At 68.0% G+C, this 18,102-nt stretch carries 7 protein-coding genes and 3 rRNA genes; 3 read left to right on the forward strand and 7 right to left on the reverse strand.

The features are described from left to right. Window positions 1-51: 51 nt before the first annotated feature. The 5 genes from ACPU2J_RS06045 to ACPU2J_RS06065 form a co-directional block, all read right to left on the reverse strand. Window positions 52-2,547, reverse strand: a complete 2,496-nt coding sequence (locus ACPU2J_RS06045) for a mannose-1-phosphate guanyltransferase (RefSeq protein ID WP_361593913.1) — start codon at window positions 2,545-2,547, stop codon at window positions 52-54. Between the two features lie 99 nt (window positions 2,548-2,646). Next, window positions 2,647-3,237: a CDP-alcohol phosphatidyltransferase family protein gene (locus tag ACPU2J_RS06050; protein ID WP_361593911.1), complete on the reverse strand. Its 591-nt coding sequence runs from the start codon at window positions 3,235-3,237 to the stop codon at window positions 2,647-2,649. Window positions 3,238-3,377: 140 nt separating this feature from the next. Next, window positions 3,378-3,494: ribosomal RNA gene (rrf, locus tag ACPU2J_RS06055) — 5S ribosomal RNA — on the reverse strand. A 76-nt stretch (window positions 3,495-3,570) separates the two neighbouring features. After that, window positions 3,571-6,694 (reverse strand): 23S ribosomal RNA (locus ACPU2J_RS06060). A 283-nt stretch (window positions 6,695-6,977) separates the two neighbouring features. Continuing rightward, window positions 6,978-8,501: ribosomal RNA gene (locus ACPU2J_RS06065) — 16S ribosomal RNA — on the reverse strand. Together the 16S, 23S and 5S rRNA genes form the textbook arrangement of a ribosomal RNA operon. Before the next feature lie 762 nt (window positions 8,502-9,263). Between ACPU2J_RS06065 and ACPU2J_RS06070 the strand changes: the two genes are divergently transcribed. Further along, the gene (locus ACPU2J_RS06070) at window positions 9,264-9,713 is read left to right on the forward strand and encodes a PTS sugar transporter subunit IIA (RefSeq protein WP_365078814.1); all 450 of its coding nucleotides are present in this window, start codon (window positions 9,264-9,266) and stop codon (window positions 9,711-9,713) included. Between the two features lie 76 nt (window positions 9,714-9,789). Beyond that, window positions 9,790-11,460, forward strand: coding sequence for a phosphoenolpyruvate--protein phosphotransferase (ptsP, locus tag ACPU2J_RS06075; RefSeq protein ID WP_423832914.1), 1,671 nt, complete (start codon window positions 9,790-9,792; stop codon window positions 11,458-11,460). Between the two features lie 96 nt (window positions 11,461-11,556). Here the strand turns inward: ptsP and ACPU2J_RS06080 are convergent, their stop codons facing one another. Both ACPU2J_RS06080 and ACPU2J_RS06085 read right to left on the reverse strand, forming a co-directional pair. After that, a complete protein-coding gene (locus ACPU2J_RS06080) occupies window positions 11,557-12,585 on the reverse strand; it encodes a hypothetical protein (RefSeq protein WP_423832915.1) in 1,029 nt (342 codons plus the stop codon). Window positions 12,586-12,682: 97 nt separating this feature from the next. Further along, a complete protein-coding gene (locus ACPU2J_RS06085) occupies window positions 12,683-14,659 on the reverse strand; it encodes an acetoacetate--CoA ligase (protein WP_423832916.1) in 1,977 nt (658 codons plus the stop codon). A 330-nt stretch (window positions 14,660-14,989) separates the two neighbouring features. On the opposite strand from ACPU2J_RS06085, the gene ACPU2J_RS06090 reads away from it, so the two are divergent. Next, window positions 14,990-17,827: a glycoside hydrolase family 31 protein gene (locus ACPU2J_RS06090; RefSeq protein ID WP_423832917.1), complete on the forward strand. Its 2,838-nt coding sequence runs from the start codon at window positions 14,990-14,992 to the stop codon at window positions 17,825-17,827. The last annotated feature ends 275 nt before the right edge of the window (window positions 17,828-18,102 follow it).

Here is an 18,102-nt window from a genome sequence, read left to right on the forward strand (position 1 = left end):
GGGCCCACGCCCCGCGCGGCTGCGCGGGGCGTGGGCCGTCACGGAGACGGGTCAGTGGCCGGAGCTGTCCACCACGGCGGCCCACTCGTCGAGCAGGGCCTGCGCGGAGGCGTCGTCGGGGCCTTCGGCCCACAGGTGCGTGACGGCTTCCGCAGGGTCGGGCAGGACCAGGGCCCAGCGCCCGTCGGCCTCGACCACCCGCACGCCGTCGGTGGTGTCCACCTGGCGTTCTCCGGCGGCCTCGACGACCTGGCGCATGACGAGCCCCTTCACGGCCCACGGCGTCGGCACGTCCCGCTTCAGGACGTGCGCCCGCGGGATGCGGGCGTCGATCTGGCTCAGGGTGAGCTGCGTACGCGCGACCAGCCCGAGGAGCTGTACGAACGCCGCCGACCCGTCGAAGACGCTGCTGAACTCCGGGACGATGAACCCGCCCCGGCCGTCCCCGCCGAAGATCGTGTTCTCGGCCCGTCCGACCCGGGTCAGATCGTCGGGCGAGGTCGTCGTCCACTCCACCTGGGTCCCGTGGTACGCCGCCACCTGCTCGGCGACGCGCGTCGTGGTCACCGGGAGCGCGACCTTGCCGCTGCGCTTCTCCGCGGCCACCAGGTCGAGCATGACGAGCAGCGCCCGGTCGTCCTCGATGATCCTGCCCCGCTCGTCGACGAGGGAGATCCGCTCACCGACCGGGTCGAAGCGGACGCCGAAGGCGGCCCGCGCCGAGGCCACGATCTCGCCCAGCCGCACCAGGCCGGCCCGGCGGGACTCGGCGGTCTCCGTCGGCCGGGACTCGTCGAGCCCGGGGTTGATCGTCAGGGCGTCGACCCCGAGCCGTCCCAGGAGGCTCGGCATGACCAGGCCGGCGCTGCCGTTCGTGGCGTCGACGACGACCTTCAGCCCGGCGTCGGCGATGCCCGTCGTGTCCACCCGGCGCAGCAGCGAGCCGGTGTAGGCGTCGAAGACGCTGCCGGGGAACTGCAGGTCGCCGATCTCTCCGGGGAACGCCCGCCGGTACTCCTGGCGCGCGTAGACGCGGTCCAGCTTGCGCTGCTGCTGGAGGGAGAGGTCCGCTCCCCGCTCGTCGAGGAACATGATGTCCACGGAGTCGGGCACGCCCGGCGAGGTGCGCAGGACGATTCCGCCGGCGCTGCCGCGCGCCGTCTGCTGGCGGGCGACGGGCAGCGGCACGTTCTCCAGGTCGCGCACGTTGATGGCGCTGGCCTGGAGGGCGGAGATCACGGCGCGTTTGAGCGCGCGGGCACCGCGGGAGTGGTCACGGGCCGTGGTGACGATGGCACCCTTCTTCAGGGTGGTGGCGTAGGCACCGGCGAGCCGTACGACGAGCTCGGGCGTGATCTCCACGTTCAGGATCCCGGAGACCCCTCGGGCACCGAAGAGGTGGGCCTGTCCGCGGGACTCCCAGATGACGGACGTGTTGACGAAGGCGCCGGCCTCGATGGTCTTGAAGGGGTAGACCCGCACGTTCCCCTGGACGATCGATTCCTCGCCGACGAGGCACTCGTCACCGATGACGGCCCCGTCCTCGATGCGGGCGGCCCGCATGATGTCGGTGTTCTTGCCGATGACGCAGCCGCGCAGGTTGCTGTGGGGGCCGATGTACACGTTGTCGTGGACGACCGCCTTGTGCAGGAAGGCTCCGCTCTTGACGACGACGTTCGACCCGACGACGGTGTGCTCGCGGATCTCCACGCCGGCCTCGACCTTGGCGTAGTCGCCGATGTAGAGGGGTCCGCGCAGCACGGCGTCGGGGCTGACCTCGGCTCCTTCGGCGACCCACACGCCGGGGGAGATCTCGAAGCCGTCCATCTCGATCTCGACCTTGCCCTCGAGCACGTCGGCCTGCGCCTTGACGTAGCTCTCGTGCGTGCCGACGTCCTCCCAGTAGCCCTCGGCCACGTAGCCGTAGATCGGCCGGCCTTCCTTCATGAGCTGGGGGAAGACGTCGCTGGACCAGTCGACGGAGACGTCCGGTTCGACGTAGTCGAAGACCTCGGGCTCCATGACGTAGATGCCGGTGTTGACGGTGTCGGAGAACACCTGTCCCCAGGTCGGCTTCTCCAGGAAGCGTTCGACCTTGCCTTCCTCGTCCACGATGGTGATGCCGAATTCCAGCGGGTTCGGCACCCGGGTCAGGCACACCGTGACGAGTGCGCCCTTCTCCTTGTGGAACCGGATGAGGTCGGTGAGGTCGAAGTCGGTCAGCGCATCGCCGGAAATGACGACGAAGGCGTCATCCTTCAAGGCCTCCTCGGCATTCTTCACGCTGCCGGCGGTCCCGAGTGGCTTTTCCTCGTTGGCATAGGTGAGCTCCATCCCGAGCTCCTCGCCATCCCCGAAGTAGTTCTTGACGAGTGACGCCAGGAACTGCACGGTGACCACGGTCTCACTGAGTCCGTGCCGCTTGAGCAGCCGCAGTACGTGCTCCATGATCGGCCGGTTGGCCACCGGCAGGAGCGGCTTGGGCATGCTCGAGGTCATCGGACGAAGACGCGTACCTTCGCCACCGGCCATCACGACGGCCTTCATGTCGGAAGAGTCCTCCTTGAGAGATGACAGTCGTACCGACCCTCACCCGTCGCGGGCGATGACTCCGCAGCTCTTCCGCGTCATCCGTGCCGGGCGGGCTCAATCGGCTGTGGCGTCAGCCTTCACCAGACGGCGGACTTGAACCACGTATAGGATTCCTGCCCACCAATAGAGGGTTGTACCCCATCCTGCGAACGCCCATCCGAAAACGGACGCCAACCAGGCCAACGAGCCGCTTCCGTCACTGAGCAGGAGCAATGGGAAGGCGTACATGAGGTTGAAGGTCGCGGCCTTGCCCAGGAAGTTGACCTGCGGCGGCGGATATCCGTGCCGGCGCAGGATCCACACCATGACCAGCAACATCAGCTCGCGCGCGAGCAGGGCCCCGGTCAGCCACAGCGGGAGCACTCCGCGATAGGTGAGCCCGAAGAGGGTCGACAGGATGTAGAGGCGGTCCGCCGCGGGGTCCAGCAGGCGCCCGAGCCTGCTGATCTGATTCCAGCGTCGTGCCAGCTTCCCGTCGAGGTAGTCGCTGATGCCGCTGAGCATGAGGACCGCCAGGGCCCATCCGTCGTACTCGGCGAGGATCAGCCACAGGAACAGGGGCACGCCGGCCAGGCGAGCCATGCTCAGGATGTTCGGAATGGTGAAAATTCGGTCAGTCTGAACCCGAGTCTCCTGGACCTCCACCCGGGGGCCTCCACTGTGACGGTAGAAATGGTCGTTCGATGCCCCCTGACCCTACAGGAGAGCACACACCTGCCCTGAACGCGGAAAAGCCCCGCACCGAACCCTCGAAAGGGCTGGTGCGGGGCTTTCCCACAATGATTGTTCGGCGGCGTCCTACTCTCCCACAGGGTCCCCCCTGCAGTACCATCGGCGCTGAAAGGCTTAGCTTCCGGGTTCGGAATGTAACCGGGCGTTTCCCTAACGCTATGACCACCGAAACACTATGAAATTTGAACGCTGGCGTTTTCACAGCCGTTCGTTATTTCAGAACTAACACAGTGGACGCGAGCAACTGAGGACAAGCCCTCGGCCTATTAGTACCAGTCAGCTTCACCCGTTACCGGGCTTCCACATCTGGCCTATCAACCCAGTCGTCTACTGGGAGCCTTACCCTCTCAAGGAGGTGGGAATACTCATCTTGAAGCAGGCTTCCCGCTTAGATGCTTTCAGCGGTTATCCCTCCCGAACGTAGCCAACCAGCCATGCCCTTGGCAGGACAACTGGCACACCAGAGGTTCGTCCGTCCCGGTCCTCTCGTACTAGGGACAGCCCTTCTCAATATTCCTACGCGCACAGCGGATAGGGACCGAACTGTCTCACGACGTTCTAAACCCAGCTCGCGTACCGCTTTAATGGGCGAACAGCCCAACCCTTGGGACCGACTCCAGCCCCAGGATGCGACGAGCCGACATCGAGGTGCCAAACCATCCCGTCGATATGGACTCTTGGGGAAGATCAGCCTGTTATCCCCGGGGTACCTTTTATCCGTTGAGCGACGGCGCTTCCACAAGCCACCGCCGGATCACTAGTCCCGACTTTCGTCCCTGCTCGACCCGTCGGTCTCACAGTCAAGCTCCCTTGTGCACTTACACTCAACACCTGATTGCCAACCAGGCTGAGGGAACCTTTGGGCGCCTCCGTTACCCTTTGGGAGGCAACCGCCCCAGTTAAACTACCCATCAGACACTGTCCCTGATCCGGATCACGGACCGAGGTTAGACATCCAGCACGACCAGAGTGGTATTTCAACGGCGACTCCACAACCACTGGCGTGGCTGCTTCAAAGTCTCCCACCTATCCTACACAAGCCGAACCGAACACCAATATCAAACTGTAGTAAAGGTCCCGGGGTCTTTCCGTCCTGCTGCGCGAAACGAGCATCTTTACTCGTAGTGCAATTTCACCGGGCCTATGGTTGAGACAGTCGAGAAGTCGTTACGCCATTCGTGCAGGTCGGAACTTACCCGACAAGGAATTTCGCTACCTTAGGATGGTTATAGTTACCACCGCCGTTTACTGGCGCTTAAGTTCTCAGCTTCGCAACCCCGAAAGGTCACTAACCGGTCCCCTTAACGTTCCAGCACCGGGCAGGCGTCAGTCCGTATACATCGCCTTACGGCTTCGCACGGACCTGTGTTTTTAGTAAACAGTCGCTTCTCGCTGGTCTCTGCGGCCACCCCCAGCTCACGGAGCAAGTCCGATCACCAGCGATGGCCCCCCTTCTCCCGAAGTTACGGGGGCATTTTGCCGAGTTCCTTAACCATAGTTCACCCGAACGCCTCGGTATTCTCTACCTGACCACCTGAGTCGGTTTAGGGTACGGGCCGCCATGAAACTCGCTAGAGGCTTTTCTCGACAGCATAGGATCATCCACTTCACCACAATCGGCTCGGCATCAGGTCTCAGCCTTGTATGAGGGACGGATTTGCCTACCCCTCGGCCTACACCCTTACCCCGGGACAACCACCGCCCGGGCTGGACTACCTTCCTGCGTCACCCCATCGCTTACCTACTACAAGTCTGGTTCGTCGGCTCCACCACTTTCCTTTCCCCGAAGGGTCCGGAACGGCTTCACGGACTTAGCATCGCCTGATTCGATATTGGGCGTTTCAAAGCGGGTACCGGAATATCAACCGGTTGTCCATCGACTACGCCTGTCGGCCTCGCCTTAGGTCCCGACTTACCCTGGGCAGATCAGCTTGACCCAGGAACCCTTAGTCAATCGGCGCACACGTTTCTCACGTGTGTATCGCTACTCATGCCTGCATTCTCACTCGTGAACCGTCCACAACTAGCTTCCGCTGCTGCTTCACCCGGCACACGACGCTCCCCTACCCATCACAGCCTCCGTTGGGAGTATTGCTGCAATGACACGACTTCGGCGGTACGCTTGAGCCCCGCTACATTGTCGGCGCGGAATCACTTGACCAGTGAGCTATTACGCACTCTTTCAAGGGTGGCTGCTTCTAAGCCAACCTCCTGGTTGTCTCTGCGACTCCACATCCTTTCCCACTTAGCGTACGCTTAGGGGCCTTAGTCGATGCTCTGGGCTGTTTCCCTCTCGACCATGGAGCTTATCCCCCACAGTCTCACTGCCGTGCTCTCACTTACCGGCATTCGGAGTTTGGCTAAGGTCAGTAACCCGGTAGGGCCCATCGCCTATCCAGTGCTCTACCTCCGGCAAGAAACACACGACGCTGCACCTAAATGCATTTCGGGGAGAACCAGCTATCACGGAGTTTGATTGGCCTTTCACCCCTAACCACAGGTCATCCCCCAGGTTTTCAACCCTGGTGGGTTCGGTCCTCCACGAAGTCTTACCTCCGCTTCAACCTGCCCATGGCTAGATCACTCCGCTTCGGGTCTAGAGCGTGCAACTCAATCGCCCTGTTCGGACTCGCTTTCGCTACGGCTTCCCCACACGGGTTAACCTCGCTACACACCGCTAACTCGCAGGCTCATTCTTCAAAAGGCACGCAGTCACGACCCATTGGGTAAACCCAATGAGCGACGCTCCCACGGCTTGTAGGCACACGGTTTCAGGTACTATTTCACTCCGCTCCCGCGGTACTTTTCACCATTCCCTCACGGTACTATCCGCTATCGGTCACCAGGGAATATTTAGGCTTAGCGGGTGGTCCCGCCAGATTCACACGGGATTTCTCGGGCCCCGTGCTACTTGGGAGATGAGCAAGCAAGCCGCTGATGTTTCGTCTACGGGGGTCTTACCCTCTACGCCGGACCTTTCGCATGTCCTTCGACTACATCAACGGTTTCTGACTCGCCCAGCCGCCGGCAGACGACTGAAGCTCATTCCCACAACCCCGCATGCGCAACCCCTGCCGGGTATCACACGCATACGGTTTGGCCTCATCCGGTTTCGCTCGCCACTACTCCCGGAATCACGGTTGTTTTCTCTTCCTGAGGGTACTGAGATGTTTCACTTCCCCTCGTTCCCTCCACACTGCCTATGTGTTCAGCAGTGGGTGACAGCCCATGACGACTGCCGGGTTTCCCCATTCGGACACCCCCGGATCAAAGCTCAGTTGGCAGCTCCCCGGGGCCTATCGCGGCCTCTCACGTCCTTCATCGGTTCCTGGTGCCAAGGCATCCACCGTGCGCCCTTAAAAACTTGGCCACAGATGCTCGCGTCCACTGTGTAGTTCTCAAACAACGACCAGCCACCCATCACCCTGCGCTCCGAAGAGCCCAAGTTCACTGGGGCCGGCACTGAAGAACAGCCATACGGCCGTACCTTCAGGACCCAACAACGTGCCAAGCACGATTCCGTCGACTTTCGCTGCGTTCCACGCCGAAGCAGTACTTGCAGGAAGTGTCAGAAACCGTGCCAACTAATCAACGTTCCACCCATGAGCTGACCGTGCAGAACGTTTGTCTGCAATCGGTACTGTGCTCCTTAGAAAGGAGGTGATCCAGCCGCACCTTCCGGTACGGCTACCTTGTTACGACTTCGTCCCAATCGCCAGTCCCACCTTCGACAGCTCCCTCCACAAGGGTTGGGCCACCGGCTTCGGGTGTTACCGACTTTCGTGACGTGACGGGCGGTGTGTACAAGGCCCGGGAACGTATTCACCGCAGCAATGCTGATCTGCGATTACTAGCGACTCCGACTTCATGGGGTCGAGTTGCAGACCCCAATCCGAACTGAGACCGGCTTTTTGAGATTCGCTCCACCTCACGGTATCGCAGCTCATTGTACCGGCCATTGTAGCACGTGTGCAGCCCAAGACATAAGGGGCATGATGACTTGACGTCGTCCCCACCTTCCTCCGAGTTGACCCCGGCGGTCTCCTGTGAGTCCCCATCACCCCGAAGGGCATGCTGGCAACACAGGACAAGGGTTGCGCTCGTTGCGGGACTTAACCCAACATCTCACGACACGAGCTGACGACAGCCATGCACCACCTGTATACCGACCACAAGGGGGGCACTATCTCTAATGCTTTCCGGTATATGTCAAGCCTTGGTAAGGTTCTTCGCGTTGCGTCGAATTAAGCCACATGCTCCGCCGCTTGTGCGGGCCCCCGTCAATTCCTTTGAGTTTTAGCCTTGCGGCCGTACTCCCCAGGCGGGGAACTTAATGCGTTAGCTGCGGCACCGACGACGTGGAATGTCGCCAACACCTAGTTCCCAACGTTTACGGCGTGGACTACCAGGGTATCTAATCCTGTTCGCTCCCCACGCTTTCGCTCCTCAGCGTCAGTAATGGCCCAGAGATCCGCCTTCGCCACCGGTGTTCCTCCTGATATCTGCGCATTTCACCGCTACACCAGGAATTCCGATCTCCCCTACCACACTCTAGCTAGCCCGTATCGAATGCAGACCCGAGGTTAAGCCTCGGGCTTTCACATCCGACGTGACAAGCCGCCTACGAGCTCTTTACGCCCAATAATTCCGGACAACGCTTGCGCCCTACGTATTACCGCGGCTGCTGGCACGTAGTTAGCCGGCGCTTCTTCTGCAGGTACCGTCACTTTCGCTTCTTCCCTGCTGAAAGAGGTTTACAACCCGAAGGCCGTCATCCCTCACGCGGCGTCGCTGCATCAGGCTTTCGCCCATTGTGCAATATTCCCCACTGCTGCCTCCCGTAGGAGTCTGGGCCGTGTCTCAGTCCCAGTGTGGCCGGTCGCCCTCTCAGGCCGGCTACCCGTCGTCGCCTTGGTGGGCCGTTACCCCACCAACAAGCTGATAGGCCGCGGGCTCATCCTTCACCGCCGGAGCTTTCAACCCCTGCCCATGCGGACAGGAGTGGTATCCGGTATTAGACCCCGTTTCCAGGGCTTGTCCCAGAGTGAAGGGCAGATTGCCCACGTGTTACTCACCCGTTCGCCACTAATCCACCCCGAAGGGCTTCATCGTTCGACTTGCATGTGTTAAGCACGCCGCCAGCGTTCGTCCTGAGCCAGGATCAAACTCTCCATGAATGTTTACCCGTAATCGGGTCCACACATCACGTTGAGCGGGCACGTCATGTCGGAATATGACCGACGTACCACTGCGTCCTCGCTGTGTTTGGTTGCCTGCAAGCATCACCCGAAGGCGACCTCACAGGTCTTTTTCAAAGGAACCTCATCCACCGAAGTGGACGGGGTATCAACTTCTGGCGTTGATTTTTGGCACGCTGTTGAGTTCTCAAGGAACGGACGCTTCCTTCGTAATCACCCTCAGCAACACTGGCTGGGGCTTTCCTCCGGGCTTTCGTTCTGTTGTCCTGCTGTGTTCTTGCGTTTCCGACTCTATCAGACTCTTTCGTGTCCGACTTCCTCGGTGCTTTCCAGGTTTCCGCTTTCGCGTTCCCCTTTCCGGCGGCCCCGACTCTATCAGTCGAATTCCGTCTCCCTGACCACTCGCCGCGAATACCCGAGGGCATGACGGGAAAGGATGGGATCAAGATCGAAACTGAAGGAGGAGAGGTTCCCGTCCATCAGCCGTTCGCGAGATGTTCACACGGGGCTTCCTGGCGGGAGTCACGACAGTACAGGCCGGGGGGGTGCCCAAGCAAATCGATTCAGGCGTATGGTCTAGTCCACCGGTCTAGTCCACTAGTCTCCGTGCCGAAGGGTCAGCTCGGACCGGGACTTACATCGGGCGAACCCGAACATCTCGTGACTTATCCTTCTGAAGAGTACGCCGTCCGCAACAGGCTGTGACGGCGACACTAAGAGCCCCACCCCTGGGAGGCCCCCATGACCAGCGTGACGTCCCCACTCGCCGGGCGCGCCATCGGACTCGCGGCAGTGCCGGATCCGGTGTTCTCCGGCGCGATGGTGGGACCGGGCACCGCCATCGATCCCGTACGCGAGCCCTCGGAGGCGGTGTCCCCCGTCGACGGTGTGGTCGTCTCCCTGCACCCGCACGCGTACGTGGTCGTCGACAGTGAGGGCCACGGTGTGCTCACGCACCTCGGGATCGACACGGTCCAGCTCAACGGCGAGGGCTTCGAGCTGCTCGTGAACAAGGGCGACACCGTGACCCGCGGCCAGGCCGTCATCCGCTGGAACCCCGCCGCGGTCGAGGCCGCCGGCAAGTCCCCGATCTGCCCCGTCGTGGCCCTCGAAGCCACCGCGGAGTCGCTTTCCGACGTCGTCGAGTCCGGTGACGTGAAGGCCGACGACGCTCTCTTCGGCTGGCAGTGACGTTTTCGCCCCACGGGGCGAGTCGGACAACCATCGCGGCGGCGACGGCCGCCGCTCTCTATCGGAGACGGGTGTAATGGAGACAACGCTGCGAGGCGTCGGCGTGAGCCACGGGGTGGCGATCGGCGAGGTGCGGCACATGGGCACGGCGGTCCTCGAACCGCCGGCCAGGCAGATCACCGCGGACGAGGCGGCGCGCGAACAGGGGCGCGCCCGTCAGGCCGTGAAGGCCGTCGCCGCGGACCTGGTCGCGCGCGGCCAGCTCGCCGGCGGCGAGGCCCAGCACGTACTGGAGGCCCAGGCGATGATCGCCGAGGACCCGGAGCTGATGGCCGACGTCGACCGGCGGATCGCCGTCGGCAGCACGGCCGAGCGCGGCGTGTACGACGCGTTCGCCGCCTACCGGGACCTGCTCGCGGGTGCCGGCGAGTACATGGCCGGCCGGGTGGCCGACCTGGACGACGTGCGCAACCGCATCGTGGCGCGGCTGCTGGGCGTGCCGATGCCGGGTGTGCCCGACAGCGACGAGCCGTACGTGCTGATCGCGCGGGACCTCGCTCCCGCCGACACGGCGCTGCTCGACCCGACGCTGGTGCTCGGTTTCGTGACCGAGGAGGGGGGGCCGACGAGCCACAGCGCGATCCTCGCCCGTGCGCTCGGGGTGCCGGCGATCGTGGCCCTCCCGGGTGCCGGTGAGATCGCCGAGGGCACCGTGATCGCCGTGGACGGCAGCACGGGTGACCTGTTCGTCGAGCCGACGCCGCAGAAGCGGGCCGAGCTGGAGGCCGCGGCGGCCGAGCGCAGGGCGGCGCTCGCCGCCTCCTCCGGTCCGGGTGCGACCTCCGACGGGCACAAGGTGCCGCTGCTCGCCAACGTCGGCGGTCCGGCGGACGTACCCGCGGCCGTCGAGGCGGGGGCCGAGGGTGTGGGGCTCTTCCGCACGGAGTTCCTGTTCCTGGACGACAGCAAGAAGGCGCCGTCGGAGGAGAAGCAGGTCGAGTCCTACCGCAAGGTGCTGGAGGCCTTCCCCGAGGGCCGGGTCGTGGTGCGCGTCCTGGACGCCGGCGCCGACAAGCCGCTGGACTTCCTGACGCCGGCCGACGAGCCGAACCCGGCGCTCGGTGTGCGGGGGCTCCGCTCGCTGCTGGACCACCCGGAGGTGCTGCGCACGCAGCTCACCGCGCTGGCGAAGGCGGCCGAGGGGCTGCCGGTCCACCTCGAGGTGATGGCCCCGATGGTCGCCGACCGGGCCGACGCCAAGGCGTTCGCGGACGCCTGCCGCGAGGCCGGTCTGAAGGCCAAGTTCGGCGCGATGGTGGAGATCCCCTCCGCCGCGCTCCGGGCGCGCTCGATCCTCCAGGAGGTCGAGTTCCTGTCGTTGGGCACGAACGACCTGGCCCAGTACGCCTTCGCCGCGGACCGCCAGGTCGGCGCCGTCTCGCGGCTGCAGGACCCGTGGCAGCCCGCGCTGCTCGACCTGATCGCCATGGCGGCCGAGGCCGCCAAGGCCGAGGGCAAGAGCTGCGGCGTCTGCGGCGAGGCGGCTGCCGACCCGCTGCTGGCGTGTGTGCTGACCGGTCTCGGTGTCACCTCCCTGTCGATGGGTGCCGCCTCGATCCCCTACGTGCGGGCGACGCTCGCCAAGCACACGCTGGCGCAGTGTGAGCGTGCGGCTGCGGCCGCCCGCGCGGCGGACAGCGCCGAGGAGGCCCGTGTGGCCGCGCAGGCGGTGCTGTCCGGCGAGTGACCGGGGTGTTGCGGCTGCCGGCCGGGCGCGGTCCGGGCGGCAGGCGGTGTGGATCGAGGGGCCTTCGCCGGTGGCGGGGGCCCCTCGGTCCGTCGGTCAGTGGTGCGGGCCGGGAGGGCCGGGCTCGTCCACCTCGTAGCCCGGGCAGTACTCGACGCCCGGCTCGGGAGAGACGAGGTCCCCGGTGTCGGCGTCCGTGCAGTAGGCGTCGAAGACCGCGGCGGCCGGGAGGGCGGTGAGCCGGCCGCGGTCCAGGCGCCAGCCGTGGACCCTGTCCCCCACTCCCTCCCTGGTGGTCCGCAGCACCAGCCCGCCGGGGCCACCGAGGACGAGTCCGGCGGCCAGGACCGTCACGAAGTCCAGGCTCTCGCCGGCGTCGAGGCGGGGCGTGGCGTCGCCCCGGCCCGAGGTTCCTCCTGTCCCGCCGGTCCCGTCGTCGCAGCTTTCGCCGGTGCCGTCGCCGGCGGTTTCGGCGTGGAGCACGGCGACGAGCTGTTCGGCCTCGGTGGGGATGCTGCAGACGAGGTGGTGCCGGCCGGGTCCGGCGCCGGCGACGAGTCGTCGGACCGTCTCGGCCGCGCGGTCGAAGGACGCGTGGCCCATGTCCTCGCCGCAGTCCGCGCAGCGGCCCGCTCCGGCGAGGACCGCGGTGGCGTACTCCCACGTGGCCCGGCGGACGGCCTCGTCGAGCAGGAGCGGGACCAGCTCGTCGACGGGCTGGCCCGCGTAGGGCAGAACGGCGCCGCTTCCGGCGAGCTCCGCGGTGAAGCGGGTGCGCGCGTCGGCGGTGTCCGGGTCGAGGCCCTGCTCGCCGCAGAACGCGGCGTACTCCTCGGGGTCGAAGAGGGCGACGGTCGTGTGGATGCCGCGGGCCGCGCGGGACCGGAGCAGCCCGTCCACGTCGCGCAGGTAGTCCGGGTAGTCGGAGTGGCGGTCGAAGGTGAAGCTGCGGTAGTCGCACATGGCCGCGAAGTCCGCGGCGTCGGCCAGCAGGCCGAGGGTGCCGGGGACTTCGCGGCGCAGGTTGCGGCGCCGGTCGTCGGGCGTGCTCTTCGTCGTACGGGTGGTGCCGCCGGTTCCCGTGGTGCGGGTCCGGTGGCTGCCGGTGGTGTTCCTGCGTGGCATGTCTCCCCCTGGATGTCGCAATCACTTGCTCACTCAGAGTAATCAGCGCCACTGACAGTCACCGGCTGTCGGTGGGGACGGGGCCGGAGCCCGGGGGTCAGCCGCGGGTGCGGGCCAGCTCCTCGTAGAAGCCGAGGAGGTCCAGGTTGTCCACGGAGCCCGGGTTCACCGCCTTGGCCAGGGGCGTCCCCTGGAGGAGCCGCTTGACCGGGACCTCGATGCGCTTGCCGGTGAGGGTGTGCGGGATGCCCGGGACCTCGATGATCTCGTCGGGGACGTGGCGCGGGGACAGTTCCGCGCGGATCGTCGACGTGATCCGGGCCCGCAGGTCGTCGTCGAGGGTGGCACCGGGGGCGAGGTGCACGAAGAGGGGCATCCAGTAGCCGCCGTTGGCCTCCTCCAGGCCGATGACCAGGGACTCCTTGATCTCCGGGAGGCGTTCGACGGCCTCGTAGATGTCGGCGGAGCCCATCCGGACGCCCTGGCGGTTGAGCGTGGAGTCGGAGCGCCCGTGGATGATCACCGAGCCGTGGTCGGTGATCGTGATCCAGTCCCCGTGCCGCCAGACGCCCGGGAACATCTCGAAGTAGCTGTCGCGGTAGCGGCTGCCGTCGGGGTCGTTCCAGAAGTGGATCGGCATCGAGGGCATGGGATTGGTGACGACCAGCTCGCCGACCTCGCCGACGACGGGCTTGCCCGACGGGTCCCAGGCCTGGAGGTCCGTGCCCAGGCAGGCGGCCTGGAGCTCGCCGATGTGGACCGGCAGGGTGGGGACGGCGCCGGCGAAGCAGCTGCAGACGTCGGTGCCGCCGCTGACGGAGGCGATCCACAGGTCCTCGGCGACCTCGTCGTGGAGCCAGCGGAAGCCGTCGGGCGGGAGCGGGGAGCCGGTGGTCGCCACGCACTTCACCGCGGAGAGGTCGAAGTCGCGGGACGGGTGGACCCCGGCCTTGCGGCAGGCCATGACGTAGGCGGCGGAGGTGCCGTACAGGGTGGCGCGGGTGCGCTCCGCGATGCGCCACTGGGCGCCGGTGTCCGGGAAGCCGGGGCTGCCGTCGTAGAGGACGACCGTCGTGCCGGTGAGGAGGCCGGAGACAAGGAAGTTCCACATCATCCAGCCGGTGGAGGTGTACCAGAAGAAGCGGTCCTCCGGGCCGAGGTCGCAGTGCAGGCCGAGCTGCTTGAGGTGTTCGAGGAGGATGCCGCCCTGCGACTGGACGATGGCCTTCGGCAGGCCGGTCGTGCCGGAGGAGTAGAGCACCCAGAGGGGGTGGTCGAAGGGGACCGGCTCGAAGACGGGCTCGGTGTCAGCGGCGGTGAGCGCTGACCAGTCGAGGGCTCCGTCGGGCGCGGGCGTGCCGAGGAGCGGGATGTGGACAACGGCGCGCAGGGAGGGGAGCTCCGCGCGGAGCTCGGCGACGGTGTCGCGGCGGTCGTGCTCCTTGCCGCCGTAGCGGTACCCGTCCACGGTGAACAGGACGACGGGCTCGACCTGCTGGAAGCGGTCGAGGACGCTGCGTGCGCCGAAGTCCGGGGCGCAGGAGGTCCATACGCCGCCCACCGCGGCGGTGGCGAGGAGGGCCACGGCGGCCTGGGGGATGTTGGGGAGGTAGCCGCTGACACGGTCCCCCGGGCGTACGCCGAGGGCGCGCAGCTCTGCGGCGAGCGAGCCGACCTGGCGGCGCAGCTCGGCCCAGGTGACGGGGACGGCCTCGTGCGTCTCGTCGACGTACAGCAGGGCGGGGTCGTCGGCGCGGGCCGGGTCCTCGGCGGCGCGCAGCGCGTGCTCGGCGTAGTTGAGGGTGGCTCCGGTGAACCACCGGGCGCCGGGCATGGACCGGTCGGCGAGGACGGCCTCGTAGGGGGTGGTGAAGCGGACGTCGAACCACTCGGCCACGGCCTGCCAGAAGGTGTCCAGCTCGTCGACCGACCAGCGGTGCAGGGCGGGGTAGCCGCCGTCCGCCGGCGCTCCGAAGCGGGTGGCGGCCCAGGCCTGGAAGGCGGTGATCCGGGCCGCGGCGATCCGGTCGGGGCCCGGTGCCCAGAGGGGTTCCGGCTGCGTGGCTGAGGTCATGGGTCGGCTCCCGGTCAAGTCTGCGGCTCGCGCTTCGTGTGCGTACGGTGCCGGCGCGCGGGGGTGCGTGCGGCGGCTGACAGGGACGATGCCATGTGATCGACGGCTGCACCAGGTCCGACCTGGCCGACCGTGTCCGGTGGCAGGGGGTGCGGGGGCCGGGGCGGGCCGGCCGACGACGGGGGTGCGCTGGGCGGGGCGGGAGCGGTGGGGAGCGGGCGGTGCGGGGTGGGTGTGTGGGGCGGGCGTGCGGGGTGGGCGGGCCGCCGCCGGGTGAACGGCAGTTGAACGTCGTCCCGGGGGACGGGGGGCGGTGGCAGGGTGATCGTCATGGACGGTCGTGATCTGGTGCGTGCGGTGAAGGACATCGGTACGGAGCGCGGGCGGCGCGCGTGGCTCTCGGCGTGGCGCCGTCGGCGGGCGGACGCGGTGGGGCTGCCGCGGAGGGGACCGGAACGGGCCCGGGTGCCGGGCCCGCTGATCGGTACGGAGCCCAGGCCGGGCGGGGGCGTCCTGCGCTTCGCGCGCTCGGAGCTGCAGGTGCGGGTCCTGGTGGGCGGGGTGGTGTTCTGGGCCTGGGACGGGGCGGGGGCGACGCCCTCGTACGCGGTGGTGGGCGACGGGCCCGAGCCGGATCCGCGGGCGGTGCTGGAGCCGGACACCGGCGGCGGCTGGCGGGTGGTGTCGGAGCGGGTGACGGTGGCGGTGTCCCGGACGGGGGCGGTGGAGGTGCGCACGCCGGGCGGGACGGTCCTGCGCCGGGAGGCGCCGCCACGGTGGTGGGAGCCGGTGCCGGGGCCTGAGCCGGCGGCCGGGCGCGGGGGAACCGGTGCTGCGGCCCCGGAGGCGGATACGGCCCCGGGCACGGCGGGAGGGCCGGGCACCGGCTCGGCCGTGAGCGGGGCCGGGGCGGGAGGGCTCGGCGGCCCCGGCTCCGGTGGGGACGGGGGCGGCCGTGCGGAGCGGGGTGTGCCGGGCACGGCGCCCCTCCGGCATGGCCACAACGCGCCAGGGTCCGGAGACGCCCGTGCGGGACTTCGGGTGCCCGGCGCGGCGGCCGCCGACCACAGGGCGCTAGGGGTGGACGCCGACGGGGCGGGAGACCAGGGCTCCGGCTTCGGTGGGGGCGGGGGTGGCCGTGTGGGAGACGGGCCGTCCAGCGCGGTGGACCCTGGGCGTGGCAGCGCCGGGCCGGTGCGTGGGGCGCTCGGGCAGGGAAACGCCGTGCTCGGGGTTCTCGCCCCTGGGGTTTCGGGCGAACGGCCGGGCAGCGGCGCGCGGGGGCGGTGGATGGTGCGGAGCGAGGTGGCCGCCGATGCGCGGTTCTTCGGGCTCGGCGGGCGGGCCGCGGGGCCCCGGCTCCGCGACGGGACGTACCGGCTGTGGAACACCGACCCCAAGGGCGGCTTCGGCCCCGGGGCCGACCCCCTCTACCTGACGATGCCCGTGCAGATGGTGGTCGCGGACGCGGGCACCCACCTGGTGTTCCACGACAACTCCTGGGACGGGCGGGTGGTGCTGCGCGAGGGCGCGGAGGGCGGTGGCTCGGGGCAGGACCGGCCCGGGTCGAGCGAGCTGCGGATGGAGGGCGGGCCACTGCGGTGCTGGGTGCTGGTGGGCACGCCCGCGCGGGTGCTGCAGGGCTGGTCGGCGCTGACGGGTGCGGCGGCGGTGCCGCCGGAGTGGGCGCTGGGCCTCCAGCACGCGCGGTGGGGTTTCGGCAGCGCGGACGAGGTGCGGCGGGTCGTGGCCGGGTACGCGTCGCGGGGGTTCGCGCTGTCCGCGGTGCACCTGGACATCGACCACTACGACGGGCACCGGGTGTTCACGGTGGACGAGGAGAGGTTCCCCGATCTGCCGGCGCTGGCGGGTGAGTTGCGCGAGCGCGGCGTACGGCTGGTGTCGATCGTGGATCCGGCCGTGAAGGCCGGCGACGCGCTGCACGCGGCCGGGCTCGCCGTCGGGCCGGACGGGGCCTTCGTACGGGACGCGCGGGGCGAGGAGGTGCGCGGCGAGGTCTGGCCGGGCGAGTGCGCGTATCCGGACTTCACGGATCCGGCGGTTCGCACGTGGTGGGGCGGGTTGTACGAGGAGCGGCTCGCGCGGGGCTTCGCGGGCTTCTGGCACGACATGAACGAGCCGGTCTCGTTCACCGCGTTCGGGGACAACACGCTCCCCCGGTCCGCGCGGCACGTGCTGGACGGGGCGGGCGGCGACCACCGGGAGGCGCACAACGTGTACGCGCTCGGCATGGCGCGGGCCGGCTGGGAGGGGCTGGTGCGGCTCCGGCCCGGGGAGCGGCCGTTCCTGTTCTCGCGGTCGGGCTGGGCGGGCATGCAGCGCTACGGGGGCACCTGGTCGGGGGACGTGGACAGCAGCTGGGAGGGGCTGCGGGCCTCGCTGGCGCTGGTCATGGGGCTGGGGCTGTGCGGGGTGCCGTACTCGGGGCCGGACGTGGGGGGCTTCGGCGGTTCGCCGTCGCCGGAGTTGTACGTGCGGTGGCTGGAACTGGGCGCCTTCCTGCCGTTGTTCCGCACGCACTCGGCGATCTGGGCGGGGCGGCGGGAGCCGTGGGAGTTCGGGGCCGCGGCGGAGGAGCAGGCACGGGCCGTGCTGGCCGAACGGGAGCGGCTGCGGCCGTACTTCGTGACGCTGGCGCATCTGGCGGCGCGTACGGGCGCGCCGTACGTGCGGCCGGTGTGGTGGGGTGCGCCGGAGGACCGGCGGCTGCGGGACTGCGAGGACGCGTTCCTGCTGGGCGACGCGCTGCTGGTGGCGCCGGTGCTGGAGTGCGGGGCGGACCGGCGGGCGGTACGTCTGCCGCGGGGCCGGTGGTACGACACGGCGACCGGGGAGGCGTACGAGGGGCCGGGCCAGATCCTGCTGGACGCCCCGCTCGGTCGGACCCCGGTGCTGGCGCGGGCGGGGGCGCTGCTGCCGGTGCGGTCCGGCTCCGGGGACGGGGACGGGGACGGGGACGGGGTGAGCCTGGAGATGTGGGCGCCGGCGCGGGGGCGCACGGGGGGCGGTGTGGTGATCCGCGACCCGGGGCCGGGGTTCGGGGCGGGCGTAATCGAGCGGTACACCGTGCGGTGGGCCGGAAACGCGGTGGTGGTGGAGGACGAGTCGGGTAAGGCGGTGGAAGGGGTGGTGGTGCGCGGGCTCTGAAAGGCGGCGTCGGATGCGGTGCCCGGGCCCTCGGAGGCAGCGTCAGACGTGATGCCCGCGCCCTCCGGGGCGGCATCGGGTGCGGAGCCCGAGCTCTCAGGGGCTTCGTGGGACGTGGTGCCCGGGCCCTCGGGGCCGGCGTCGGGTGAGGCGCCCCGGCTCACAAGGGCGACATCGGATGCCGTGCCCGCGCCACCAGGGGCGGCATCAGACGTGGTGCCCGGGCCCTCGGGGCCGGCGTCAACCGGGGCGCCGGGCCCTCGGGGGCGGCACCG

The organism is Streptomyces manipurensis (genome assembly GCF_049570255.1).
GTDB lineage: Bacteria > Actinomycetota > Actinomycetes > Streptomycetales > Streptomycetaceae > Streptomyces > Streptomyces manipurensis.

Bases quoted from the DNA above. Each gene is read 5' to 3' on its own strand.
- ACPU2J_RS06045 (WP_361593913.1), bottom strand. From the start codon at position 2,547: ATGAAGGCCGTCGTGATGGCCGGTGGCGAAGGTACGCGTCTTCGTCCG.
- ACPU2J_RS06070 (WP_365078814.1), top strand. From the start codon at position 9,264: ATGACCAGCGTGACGTCCCCACTCGCCGGGCGCGCCATCGGACTCGCG.
- ptsP (WP_423832914.1), top strand. From the start codon at position 9,790: ATGGAGACAACGCTGCGAGGCGTCGGCGTGAGCCACGGGGTGGCGATC.
- ACPU2J_RS06080 (WP_423832915.1), bottom strand. From the start codon at position 12,585: ATGCCACGCAGGAACACCACCGGCAGCCACCGGACCCGCACCACGGGA.
- ACPU2J_RS06085 (WP_423832916.1), bottom strand. From the start codon at position 14,659: ATGACCTCAGCCACGCAGCCGGAACCCCTCTGGGCACCGGGCCCCGAC.
- ACPU2J_RS06090 (WP_423832917.1), top strand. From the start codon at position 14,990: ATGGACGGTCGTGATCTGGTGCGTGCGGTGAAGGACATCGGTACGGAG.